9 protein-coding genes are annotated in these 11,938 nt (G+C 60.9%); 5 read left to right on the forward strand and 4 right to left on the reverse strand.

Features of this window, described 5'->3' with window-relative positions; all coding sequences use genetic code 11:
* The first annotated feature begins 3 nt into the window (after positions 1 to 3).
* On the forward strand, positions 4 to 2,040 hold the full coding sequence (locus ACYVIS_RS00360) for a hydantoinase/oxoprolinase family protein (protein ID WP_460872934.1): 2,037 nt from the start codon (positions 4 to 6) through the stop codon (positions 2,038 to 2,040).
* Positions 2,041 to 2,053: 13 nt separating this feature from the next.
* On the forward strand, positions 2,054 to 3,784 hold the full coding sequence (locus tag ACYVIS_RS00365) for a hydantoinase B/oxoprolinase family protein (RefSeq protein WP_232742459.1): 1,731 nt from the start codon (positions 2,054 to 2,056) through the stop codon (positions 3,782 to 3,784).
* Positions 3,785 to 3,815: 31 nt separating this feature from the next.
* Here ACYVIS_RS00365 and ACYVIS_RS00370 read toward each other — a convergent pair whose 3' ends face one another.
* The gene (locus ACYVIS_RS00370; protein ID WP_460872935.1) at positions 3,816 to 4,739 is read right to left on the reverse strand and encodes a LysR family transcriptional regulator; all 924 of its coding nucleotides are present in this window, start codon (positions 4,737 to 4,739) and stop codon (positions 3,816 to 3,818) included.
* A gap of 137 nt (positions 4,740 to 4,876) precedes the next feature.
* On the opposite strand from ACYVIS_RS00370, the gene ACYVIS_RS00375 reads away from it, so the two are divergent.
* Positions 4,877 to 5,854, forward strand: a complete 978-nt coding sequence (locus tag ACYVIS_RS00375; RefSeq protein ID WP_460873180.1) for a Bug family tripartite tricarboxylate transporter substrate binding protein — start codon at positions 4,877 to 4,879, stop codon at positions 5,852 to 5,854.
* A 185-nt stretch (positions 5,855 to 6,039) separates the two neighbouring features.
* Entirely contained in the window at positions 6,040 to 8,112 is a 2,073-nt protein-coding gene (gene metG / locus ACYVIS_RS00380; RefSeq protein WP_232742457.1) for a methionine--tRNA ligase, read from the forward strand.
* On the opposite strand, the gene kch is transcribed toward metG, so the two are convergent.
* Positions 8,105 to 9,307, reverse strand: a complete 1,203-nt coding sequence (gene kch, locus ACYVIS_RS00385) for a voltage-gated potassium channel protein (RefSeq protein ID WP_460872936.1) — start codon at positions 9,305 to 9,307, stop codon at positions 8,105 to 8,107. The genes metG and kch overlap by 8 nt on opposite strands.
* A 174-nt stretch (positions 9,308 to 9,481) precedes the next feature.
* On the opposite strand from kch, the gene ACYVIS_RS00390 reads away from it, so the two are divergent.
* The gene (locus ACYVIS_RS00390; RefSeq protein ID WP_460872937.1) at positions 9,482 to 10,387 is read left to right on the forward strand and encodes a cation diffusion facilitator family transporter; all 906 of its coding nucleotides are present in this window, start codon (positions 9,482 to 9,484) and stop codon (positions 10,385 to 10,387) included.
* Positions 10,388 to 10,418: 31 nt separating this feature from the next.
* Here ACYVIS_RS00390 and ACYVIS_RS00395 read toward each other — a convergent pair whose 3' ends face one another.
* Positions 10,419 to 11,264, reverse strand: a complete 846-nt coding sequence (locus ACYVIS_RS00395) for an amino acid ABC transporter permease (RefSeq protein WP_232742454.1) — start codon at positions 11,262 to 11,264, stop codon at positions 10,419 to 10,421.
* Entirely contained in the window at positions 11,261 to 11,905 is a 645-nt protein-coding gene (locus ACYVIS_RS00400; RefSeq protein ID WP_232742453.1) for an amino acid ABC transporter permease, read from the reverse strand. The genes ACYVIS_RS00395 and ACYVIS_RS00400 overlap by 4 nt, the downstream gene beginning before the upstream one ends.
* Positions 11,906 to 11,938 lie beyond the last annotated feature (33 nt).

An 11,938-nucleotide genomic window follows, 5' to 3' on the forward strand; every position in this document is an offset into this window, starting at 1 on the left:
AGCATGTATCGAATAGGTATCGACGTCGGCGGTACGTTCACGGATTTCACATTGGTGAACGAGAACGAGGGCGGCGTCGCATTTTTCAAAGAACCGTCCACGCCGCACGATCCGTCCGAGGCCATCGACAACGGCATCCGCGGGTTGATGAACGAACACGGCATCGCACCGGACCAGATCAGCCATATCGGCCATGGCACCACGGTTGCCACCAACCTGATCATCGAACGCAAGGGCGCCTTGTGCGGGCTGATCACCACCAAGGGGTTCCGCGACGTCCTGGAAATCGGGCGCCAGGTTCGCCCGCACCTGTATGACTATAGCGTCGTCAAACCGCCACCGCTGGTGCCGCGGGCGCTGCGCTGCGAAGCCGCCGAGCGCATTTCGGCCAAAGGCGCCATCCAGCTTGGCCTGAACGAGGATGAAGTGCGCGCCGCCGCGAGATATCTGCGCGACGCGGGCGTGGAAGCCATCGCCATCTGCTTCCTGCATTCGTACCGCAATCCGCTGCACGAACAGCGCGCCCGCGATATCGTCAAGGAAGCAGCGCCTGATGTGTATATCAGCATATCCAGCGACGTCCTGCCGGAGTTCCGCGAATATGAACGGCTCTCGACCACCGCGCTCAATGCCACGGTCGGGCCGCGCATGGAGCGCTACCTGCAGCGTTTCCTGGATCGGGTATCCGCGGCGGGAGTTCCGGCGGAACCGCTCACCATCCACTCCAACGGCGGCCTGATGTCGGTGGAAACAGTGCGTCACTACCCGGTGCGTACCTGCCTGTCCGGCCCCGCGGCCGGTGTGGTGGGGGCGGCCGTAGTGGGCCGCGTCGCCGGATTTCCCGAATTGGTGACCTTCGACGTCGGCGGCACCAGCACCGATGTGTCGCTCATACACGAAAGCAAGCCGATCTTCACCTCGAACCGCCAGGTCGCGGGGTATCCGGTGAAGACTCCCATGGTTGACATCCATGTGATCGGAGCAGGCGGAGGCAGTATCGCGTGGCTCGACGATTCGGGCTCCCTGAAAGTCGGCCCGCACAGCGCGGGCGCCGTGCCCGGGCCGGTCGGCTATGGCCGCGGCGGCACGCTGCCCACCATCACGGACGCCATGTTTGCGCTGCAGCGCCTCAATCCCCATAGCCTGCTCAAGGGCAAGATGGCCGTTCAGGCAGCCGCGGCGCGCGCGGTCATCATGGAAAAAGTCGCCGAACCGCTGGGCTTGACGCTGGAGGCGGCCGCCGAAGGCATCATCCGCATCGCCAACGCCAACATGAGCCGGGCGATCCGCTCGGTTTCCACCGAACGCGGCTACGAATTGTCGAAATTCGCCCTGTTTGCCTTTGGCGGCGCCGGTCCGCTGCACGCCATGGACGTGGCCCACGAATGCGGTATTCCCGTCGTCGTGGTGCCGCAGGAACCCGGCACCATGTGCGCGCGCGGCATGCTGCTGACCGATATTTCGTTTGACTTCGTCGAGAGCGATATCGCACTGGTCGACGCGTCGAGCTGGGCGCGCATCACCGAAAAGATCGAGCGATTGACGCACGACGCGGAACAATGGCTGGCCAGCGAAGGCGTGGATACCGCCGACCGCGCCTATGACACGGTAATCGATGCGCGCTATGTCGGACAGAACTTCGAAGTGCAAGTGGCCATGGCGCGCGGCACCGCCCTGGATTATGCGAGTTTCGAATCGAATTTTCACGCTGCGCATCTCCGCGAGTACGGATACAACGTGCCGGAACGCGCCATCGAGGTCATCAACTGCCGCGTCAAGGCGGTAGGCGCCGTCGTCAAGGCACCCTTGGCCAGGCTGGCCATCAAACCGGTGCCGGCCCCTGTGTCGCGTCGCGAGGTTTATTTCGGCGCCAGCCACGGCTGGCTGCCCACGGACGTATACGATCGGGACCAGTTGGGCGCAAACGCCGAATTCACAGGCCCGGTGGTGATCGAGGAAATGAGCTCGACCACTGTGATTGCACCGGGGCAGCACGCGCGCATCGACGACTACGGCAACCTCATCGTACGTATCGCCTGAACAGGAAACAGCCATGAACGACATAGATATCATCAGCGACCCGATCGAAATGGAAGTCTTCACCAATCGGCTGTTGTCGATTACGGAAGACATGAACAACACTTTGGTTCGATCGTCTTTTTCCACGAACATAAAAGAACGCAAAGACTGCTCGGTCGCCCTGTTCGATGCACGCGGACGCCTGGTTGCCCAGGGCACGCAAATTCCCCTGCACCTGGGGTCCCTGAACGGCGCCATGGCGGCGGTGCTGGCACAGTTCGGAGCGGCGGCGATCAAGGACGGCGATGCCTTTATCAGCAACGACCCCTATATGGCGGGCGGCAGCCATTTACCCGATATAAATATAGTGACACCGGTATTTCACCAGGGCAAGCTGGTATTTTTCGCAGCCAATGTCGGCCATCATTCGGACGTAGGCGGCTCGGTGCCAGGCTCGATAGCCGGCGGCTCGCGCACGATTTTCGAAGAAGGGATACGTATTCCGGTGGTGCGCATCGCGCGCGAGGGCAAGATCGATGACGGCATGCTGCGCCTGATTTGCGGCAATACACGCGACCCTGAAGAGCGCATGCTCGACCTGAAGGTACAGGTCGCCACCAACAGCCGCGGATCAGAGGCAGTCAAGGGCCTGTTGAGCCAGATGGGTGTGGAGCGCGCGTTGACAGCCGTCGAAGATGTCATACGCTACACCCGGGCCCGGCTGGTGCGGCGCATTTCCGAACTCAAGACCGGTTCTTATTCATTTGTGAACGTAATGGACGACGACGGCCTGGGCGGCGGCGAACCGGTAGAGATCCACGTCAAAGTAACCGTGGGCGATGGACGTCTGGCGTTCGATTTCACCGGTTCGGGAAGACAGGCGCGCGGCGCGATGAACCTGCCGGTCAGCGCTTTGAACGCCTGCGTATATTATTCGGTCAAGGCCTTGCTCGATCCTGAACTGGCCGCCAACGCCGGCCTTTTCGACCCCCTGGATATCACGGCGCCGGCGGGTACTATCGTCAATCCGCTGGCACCGGCCGCGGTCGGTGCGCGGTCGCTGACCGCCCAAAAGGTGGCGGGCGCCATTTTCGGCGCTTTTCGCGGCGTGCTTCCGGAATCGCGCATCATGGCTTCCGGAAACGACGTCTGCCCCGCCATTGTGTTCTCGGGCAGGCTTGAACGCCGCACGGGCGATTTCGTCTATTTGGAGACCGTGGCCGGCGGTGCCGGCGCGCGGGCCGACCTGGACGGCATGGACGGCGTGCATGTGCATATGACGAACTCGTCGAACCTGCCCATCGAAGCGCTGGAAAACGAATATCCGCTGCAGGTCGACGAGTACTCCTTCGTGCCGGAATCGGGCGGCATCGGCCGTACGCGCGGCGGCATGGCCATTGCGCGCCAGATATCTTCCCTGGCTGATGGAATCGTGTTTTCCGCCAGGTCGGATAACCACACCGCCGGCCGCTCCATCGGCGTTCTGGGCGGCGGCGACGGGCGGCAATCCCGGCTGCAGCGCTTCGCGGCCGACGGAACAGCCGAAACCCTGTCGTCAAAGACGGCCAATATTGCGCTCAGGCGAGGTGAAAGCGTACGCCTGGAAACCTCCGGCGCGGGCGGCTTCGGCATACCCGCCGAGCGCTCGGCCAAGGCCCTGGCTCGCGACCTGGCCGACGGACTCATGGGTGAGGGCGCGGCACGGATGGCCTACGGTCCACTGGTGGACCTGGCGCTTGCCCAACTGAAGTCTCCCGCCAAGTAGGCGCAAAGGTCCAACGGCCGCGCCGCCGGCGCTATGACGGAGCAAGCTTCGGGCCGGCGCCGCCGAATGCCGCCCCTATGCACTGGCGCAGCCAGGCATGCGCCTGGTCGTTCTGGTAACGCTCGTGCCAATACAGCGAAATGCTCAACGGCGGCAAAGGCAGCGGCGCGGGCAGCACGACCGTTCCGGAGGCCGCCGCCAGGCTTTGCGCAATGCTTGATGGCAAGGTAGCCACCATATCGGTGGCCGCCAGCACGAACGGCGTGGCCACATAGCTGCTAAGCACAATCCCCACCGTGCGGCGCTGCCCCTGCGCGAGCAGGGCGGCGTCGACCTGTGTATTGAAGTAGCCGGCATAGCCTGAAGCATCCATGTGCTGGTATTGCAGATAGGCCGCCATGTTCCATTCGCGGCCCAGCGCCGGATGCCCCTTGCGAACCAGGCAGGCGCTGGCCTCTTCAAACAAAAATCGCGCCCGCAAGCTGTCGGGCGGCTGCGGGTAGTGCCCTATGTACAACTCGATATAGTTGCCCGACAGCATATCGAGCGCGCCGGAAACCTTGGGAGGCAGGCATTGAATCTGAATATTCGGCGCCTCGGCCTTCAAGCGAGGCAGCACGCGCGGCAACACCACATACTGCAGGTAGTCGCTGGCGTAGATGGTGTAGCCATGGGCGCTGGTGGCGGGATTGAAGGAAGTTTCCGGCGACGTCGAACGCTGCCAGGCATGCAGCAAAGGCTGGAATGTGCGATGCAATTCCTGTGCGCGCAGCGTCGGCGTCCACTTATTGCCGTCGCGCTCCAAAAGAGGATCGCCAAACAAATAGCGCAAACGGCTCAAGGCCGAGCTCATCGCCGGCTGGCTGATTCCCAGGGCCTCCCCCGCCTGGGACACACTCTTGCATGTGATCAATGCATCGAAGTGAACGAGCAGGTTCAGATCAGTTGATTTCATAAGGTAAAAGTTATGCGCTTATAAGTCTGGCATTGTCGACGCCCCAGAGAGCCCCGCGTACTATTTCAACACGGTAGCATTTTATCCAACAAGCGACCGCCAAAGCTAAAAATCCAAGGAGAAATGCAGTGCTGAATATGCGGAAAACGCTGGTGCAACTGGCATTGGCAGCCATGGCCCTCCCTCTCGCCGGAACAGCATCTGCGGGTGATGCCTGGCCTGGCAGCAAACCCATACATCTTATCGTGCCCTATGCCAATGGCGGGTCCACCGATCTGGTCGCGCGGCAAATCGGCAATGCGCTCGGCAAGCGCCTGAACCAGACCGTTGTGGTCGAAAACAAGGCCGGTGCCAGCGGCGTGATCGGCACCTCTTATGTCGCACGCCAGCCGCCGGACGGTTACACCTTGATGATAGGCACGGTGTCCAGCCACGCGATCGCACCCAGCGTCACCGCCAATTTGCCCTACGACGTGAGCAAGGACTTCACGCCCATCACCACGATAGGCACGATACCCGACCTGATTGTCGTCAATCCCACGGTTCCGGCCAACACCTTGAGCGATTTCATCAAGCTTGCCAAATCCCGTCCCGGTAAAATCAGCTACGCTTCGGCCGGGCCCGGCACCTCCAGCAATCTGGGCGCCGCTTACTTCGCCGCCGAAGCCGGCATCAGCCTCAATGGCATTCCCTATCGCGGATCGGGGCCGGCCCTGATCGACGTCCTGGGCGGTCATGTGGACATGATGCTCGATGTGATCATGACTTCGCTCGAACCTCTCAAGGCAGGCAAGCTCAAGGCTCTTGCCGTTACATCCAAGACCCGTTCGCCGCTGCTGCCCAATGTGCCCACGGTAGCCGAAAGCGGTCTGCCAGGCTTCGAGGCCATTATCTGGTTCGCCATCCTGGCCCCCGCCCATATGCCCCCGGCCCTGCAAACCAAGATCGCCGACAACCTGGACGCTGTGTTGGCCGCGCCGGACATGAAGCAATTCCTCTTGAGCCAAGGCATAGAAGCCGTCGGCACCGGGCCAGCCCCTTTGGCGCAAACCATCAAGGCCGACACCGAAAAATGGCGTCGAATCGCGCAGATCGCCAACATCAAGCCCCAGTAGATGCGACGGCCGGCCATCGGCCTGGAAACGATTTTCATGGCCTGGGGATGTCAATGACATAACCGTACAGACGGCCCTGCCCGACGGAATCCCGCCGTCGGCGCAGGAACTGGGCGGTATGCCATACTGCATGCTCCGCCCAAAAGCCCTAAAATCGCTTTTTCACATTCCCATACGCATCACTCATGTCGCGCACGCTATTTGTCACCACCGCCCTCCCGTATGCCAACGGCTCCTTCCACATCGGCCACATCATGGAATATATCCAGGCCGATATCTGGGTCCGCACCATGCGCATGGCGGGCCATACCGTGCATTTCGTCGGGGCGGACGACGCGCATGGGGCGCCCATCATGCTCAAGGCCGAAAGCGAAGGCATCACCCCGCAGGCCCTGGTGGCGCGTTACGCCAGCGAACGCCCGCAATACCTGAACGGCTTCCATATCGAGTTCGACCACTGGCACTCCACCGATTCGGCCGAAAACGTGGCGCTGTCGCAGGATATCTACCGGCACCTGAAAGCGGCCGGCTTCATCGCCACACGCACCATCGAGCAGTTCTACGATCCCGTCAAAGGCATGTTCCTGCCCGATCGCTACATCAAGGGCGAATGCCCGAACTGCCACACCAAGGATCAATACGGCGATTCCTGCGAGTCCTGCGGCGCCGTCTACGCGCCCACCGATCTTATCGAGCCCTACTCCACCCTGACCAAGGCCAGGCCGGTGCTCAAGTCATCGGAGCATTTTTTCTTCAAATTGTCCGACCCGCGCTGCGTCGAGTTCCTGCAGGAATGGACCACCGGCAGCACGCCGGGCGGCAACAAGCGCCTGCAGGCCGAAGTACTGGCCAAGACCCGCGAATGGCTGGGCAGCGGCGGCGCCGATAGCGAAGCCAATCTGGCCGACTGGGATATTTCCCGCGACGAGCCCTACTTCGGCATCCCCATTCCCGACGCGCCGGGCAAGTTCTTTTATGTCTGGCTTGATGCGCCCGTGGGCTACCTGGCCTCTCTCAAAGCCTATTGCGCCAAGCAAGGCCTGGACTTCGACGCTTTGCTCGACCCGCAAGGCACCACAGAACAAGTGCATTTCATCGGCAAGGACATTGTGTATTTCCACGCCCTGTTCTGGCCCGCCACGCTGAAATTCGCCGGGCGAAAAACACCGGATGCCTTGCATGTGCACGGCTTCATTACCGTCAGCGGCGAAAAAATGTCGAAAAGCCGCGGTACGGGAATCTCGCCGCTGCGCTATCTGGAAATCGGCATGAACGCGGAGTGGCTGCGCTATTACATTGCCGCCAAGCTGAACTCGCACGTCGAAGACCTGGACTTCAACCCCGAGGACTTCATCGCCCGCGTCAACAGCGACCTGATTGGCAAATATGTGAACATTGCCAGTCGCGCCGCCAATTTCATCAGCAAGCACTTCGACGGCCAACTGGCGTATCGGGGTGACACGCAGGCGCTGCAAACCGAGCTGCAAACCGTTACCGAAAGCGTGCGCGCCGATTTCGAGGCGCGCGAATACGGCCGGGCCATACGCCAGATCATGGCGCACGCCGACCGCATCAACCAGGCCTTCGATACGGCCCAGCCCTGGGTCATGGCCAAGGGCCTGGCCAACGCCGATGCCGAGCAGAAAGCCGCCTTGCAAGACATATGTTCGCGTGCCCTGGCAGGGTTCAAGGCCTTGTCGGTCATGCTGGCCCCGGTTCTGCCGCAGCTCGTTAAAACCGTAGCGCTGGAGCTCTTCGGCGCGGCCAAACCCTACCAGTGGTCCGACGCGGGGCAACTGCCCGGCCACATTGCCGCGTTCAAGCACCTGATGCAGCGCGTCGATCCAAAAATGCTGGACGATCTGTTCGAGCCTCCGGTCGCCGCGGCCCCGATGCCGGGAGGCGAAGCCATTGCCGAACCCATCGACATCAAGGATTTCGCCAAGGTCGATCTGCGCATTGCCAAAATCATTGAATGCCAGGCGGTGGACGGCTCCGACAAGCTGTTGCGCCTGACCCTGGACGCCGGCGAAGGCCGCCATCGCCAGGTATTCTCGGGCATCAAGTCGGCCTACAAGCCCCAGGACCTGGTTGGAAAGCTGACCGTGCTGGTGGCCAACCTGGCGCCGCGCAAGATGCGCTTCGGCATCTCCGAGGGCATGGTGCTGGCCGCCAGCCATAACGACGAAGCCGTCGATGCCGGCATTTACATTCTGGAGCCCTGGGCAGGTGCCCAGCCTGGCATGCGCATCAACTAGCCGCGGCGTCGGTCCGGGCGAAAAACAGCTGGGTGATCAGTTCGCTGTCGAACGGCTCGCCGCTCAGGGTGCGGGACAAAATCTCGCCCCCCAGCAGTTGCAGCGAAAAAACCATATCGGGCTTCACGCTCTTGATTTTCTGCAGATGCGTGCTGGTGTTGGCCAGGGCCACCGTCTTGGTGGCGGGCCCGCCCACTTCCTTGGCCGCCAGCACGATAAACGCGTTCTCGGCGTCATCGTCGCGCAAGGCCAATACATACTGGGCCTTGGCGGCGCCCGCCTCGCCCAGAGTATCCGAGTTGGATGGGTCGCCGATAATCAGGTCGGTCTCGGCGGGGTAGTCGTGCGGCAGGCCCGCGGGCACAATCACCGTAACGTCATTTCCCCTTTTACGAAGCCCCTTGTACACGCTTTGCGCCAGAGGGGTCGCCCCGGCGATGATAATGTGATTTTTTCTCATGACATTGGATAAGCGCCCTTTGACCAAGCGTTTAAGATTACCTCCGATAAGCGGGCCTACAATCGCGCTGATCGACGTCGCAAACACCGTAATGCCCAAAATAATGATAGAAGCGGAAAACAGCCGCGCGCTGACCGTTTGCGGAGTAATGTCGCCGTAGCCGACCGTCGACATCGACACGATCGAAAAATAAAAAGCGGTCGCCATGTCGCGCACCTGGGGCTGAAACTCCTCGCCCAGATACAAGGTCCCGAAAACCGCGTATATCAGCAAGGACAAGATGCTCAGTATGGCAAACAGGCTGCCCGCCGCCAGGCTGGACCGATCGAAACGGCGCCAATAGCCGACCAATACCAGCACCAGCACCAGCGTGTAGATCGCCATGCCGAAATGGCCATGGGCCTGCCACAGCGCAAACGTGCCCGTCAACACCAGTAGAAGCAGGGAAAATGCCCAGGCTATGCGCGCCCGAAGTATCAAGCCTATGGCCATGACCTGCAGGCCCACCCCCAGCATCAGGCGCGGGATTTCCACCAAGCCTATCGACTGCAGGAAAAGATTCAGGTTGTCGACCGTGAACCAGTCCAGCCAGCTTTGCGGCTGCGCCTGGCGCACCGCCAGAAGCCCGGGCTGCAGGAACAGGTAGCCATCCAGCGCGACGAGCAGTGCAAGAAACCAGTTCAGCGGCAAGACGGCGTAAAACCGCTTCAGTCGATTGCGAAATCGTAAATGCATCGGATCCTTCGAACAATATCCGGCCCGGAACCGGCCAAGTTTAGCGTATGCGAACCAGATCCGGCAGCCCGGCGTTCGTATTTGCGGCTTCCCGATCAGTAACATCCGGCCCGCCTATCGTTGCCTGTTAATATGAGCCGAGTCTTGATATCGCCCCCGCCATAAGAATTTCCCATGGACGCACGCTTCGAAACAAAACGCCAGACCGCAGGACATCGCAGCACGCTGGTAAGCGTAGCGGTCAATATCATATTGACCCTGCTCCAGATCATTGTCGGCGTCCTGGCCCACTCGCAGGCCTTGATCGCCGACGCAATCCATTCGCTGTCGGACCTGATATCGGACGCCGTCGTCCTGGTGGCCAACAAGCACAGCCAGAAAGCGCCCGACGCCGATCACCCCTACGGGCACCTGCGTTTCGAAACGGCTGCCTCGCTGATCCTGGGCGCATTGCTGCTGGCGGTCGGCCTGGGCATGTTGTGGGCGGCCTTCGTCAAGCTGCAAAATCCCGCCGCCATCCCCAAAGTGCATGCCATTGCCCTGATCGTGGCGATCGTGGCGCTGCTGTCCAAGGAAGCGCTGTTCCGCTACATGCTGCGGGTCGCCCAGGGCGTGCGCTCATCCATGCTGATCGCCAATGCCTGGCATGCCCGTTCCGACGCCGCGTCGTCGCTGGTGGTGGCAATAGGCATTATTGCCAATCTGGTCGGCTTCCCGATGGCGGATCCCCTGGCGGCGCTTATCGTCGGCATCATGGTGGCCCGCATGGGCTGGAAATTTTTCTTCAGCGCCTTCAACGACCTGATGGACCGCGCGGTCGACGTGGAAACCGAGAGCCGGATTCGCGGCCATCTTCTCTCCACGCCCGGCGTCCAGGGCATACACGGGCTTAAAACCCGCAAGATGGGAGACATGATCTGGGTCGAGGTCGATCTTGAAATGGATGCCACCTTGACCATTGCCCAGGGCCATGCCATCGCCGAAGACGCGCGCAAGCGCGTCATGCAGCACGAAGCCGTGCTCGATGTGACAACCCATTTTGATCCGGTGCAAGTCAATCGCGGCGGCGCGCTGCCGTAACACGGAATCAGCGGGCCAGAGGTGGGGCAGCTCAGTGAGTGTCCAATTCGTCGAGCGCAACAGTTTGAACCCCGTACCGTTGCTTTTCCTTTCGATCGATTGCCGCCGCTATTTGCGATAGAACGATGTTTATCAGCATAAACGCGATCGCGGCGACGCCTTGGGCTTGCAGCAATGAACGGCTGAAGTACGCACCGAGTACCGTTGCCGAGCGGAGCAGATCGAAGTAGCCACCCAGCACGAACGCCAATGTGGTGCCTTTGAACACGATCACCATCTGGCTCACCAGCGCGGGGCTCATCAAGCGCAGCGCCTGCGGCAGAAGAATCAGCCACATACTTTGGATCTCGGAAAATCCGAGCGCGGTGGCGGCCTCCGACTCGCCGCGCGGCAAAGCCAGGACGCCCGCTCGAACCAGGTCTCCGACTACAGCGGTGCTATAGAGCGATAACGCGATGACCAAAAACCAGAAATCGGAAAGAGGCAATCCCCACGACGGAAGTACCAGCGAGGTGAAGAACAGCAACAGCAGTATCGGAATACCGTTGAAGACATCGGTGAACACACGGCAAGGACGTCGGACTATTTTTCGCTTCGATAGAAGCCCCCAGCCCAGGAAGCAACCAAAGAGCATGGACAACAACATGCCAACGACAGCCGCCCTCAGGTTATTGAACAAGCCAAGCCCGAGCTGCCGCCAAACGCCCCATTGAGCAAACGGTTGCCATGCAGCCGCGTCGAATGCGCCGCTCTTGTTCAATGTCCGGATGACAACGTACGCCAGGCCGGCCACGATTACCCACGAAACGATCTCGAGCGCACGGTTGCGGCGCCGGGCACGAGGCCCGGGCTCTTCGAATAATGTCGTCGTGCTCATTTGCTGAAAGCGACCCTGCGTTCAAGCAAGGACACGAGCCGTTTGAGTACGATGCAAATGAGGACATAAGCGAGCGCGGCCCCACCGAGCACAATAAATGCCTGCACTTCCTCGATCGCAACTTTGTCCGCGGTGAAAGTCAACTCGGCGACTCCAACTATTGCGGCCACCGAGGTGTTCTTCACCAGCAGGATCAACACATTGCCCATTGGTTGGACTACGGCCGCAAAAGCCTGCGGAAGAACTAGATAACGCATCGTACCGAATGGAGCAAACCCCAATGACCGGCTCGCCTCCAGTTCGCCTACCGCCACCGTATTCAGGCCGGATCTGAGCGTCTCGCAAACGAACGCCGCGTGATACGCGATAAGGACGATTACGGCCGAAGAGAATAATGAAAACACAATGCCCAGCAGCGGGAACCCGAACACGAACAACACCATTTGAACCGGGATCGGAATATTGCGAAAAACCAGAATATAGGCGGTGGCCGCTATCCGTGCCGCGCGAATGGGGCTTACGCGCATTATCGCGAGCACCGTGCCTAGAATCATGGCGCCGATCCAGCCCAGCACCACAAGCCCTACTGTAAACGCGATACCCCATGCGAACTCGCCAAGGTGGGGGAGCAAAAACGACATAGGTACCCCTAAAGTGTCCCGCTGGCCACGTTT

The organism is Paralcaligenes ginsengisoli (assembly GCF_054781135.1).

What these genes read in the sequence shown, in the direction of transcription:
- ACYVIS_RS00360 (WP_460872934.1), top strand. Translation starts at nt 4, where the DNA reads ATGTATCGAATAGGTATCGACGTCGGCGGTACGTTCACGGATTTCACA.
- ACYVIS_RS00365 (WP_232742459.1), top strand. Translation starts at nt 2,054, where the DNA reads ATGAACGACATAGATATCATCAGCGACCCGATCGAAATGGAAGTCTTC.
- ACYVIS_RS00370 (WP_460872935.1), bottom strand. Translation starts at nt 4,739, where the DNA reads ATGAAATCAACTGATCTGAACCTGCTCGTTCACTTCGATGCATTGATC.
- ACYVIS_RS00375 (WP_460873180.1), top strand. Translation starts at nt 4,877, where the DNA reads ATGCGGAAAACGCTGGTGCAACTGGCATTGGCAGCCATGGCCCTCCCT.
- metG (WP_232742457.1), top strand. Translation starts at nt 6,040, where the DNA reads ATGTCGCGCACGCTATTTGTCACCACCGCCCTCCCGTATGCCAACGGC.
- kch (WP_460872936.1), bottom strand. Translation starts at nt 9,307, where the DNA reads ATGCATTTACGATTTCGCAATCGACTGAAGCGGTTTTACGCCGTCTTG.
- ACYVIS_RS00390 (WP_460872937.1), top strand. Translation starts at nt 9,482, where the DNA reads ATGGACGCACGCTTCGAAACAAAACGCCAGACCGCAGGACATCGCAGC.
- ACYVIS_RS00395 (WP_232742454.1), bottom strand. Translation starts at nt 11,264, where the DNA reads ATGAGCACGACGACATTATTCGAAGAGCCCGGGCCTCGTGCCCGGCGC.
- ACYVIS_RS00400 (WP_232742453.1), bottom strand. Translation starts at nt 11,905, where the DNA reads ATGTCGTTTTTGCTCCCCCACCTTGGCGAGTTCGCATGGGGTATCGCG.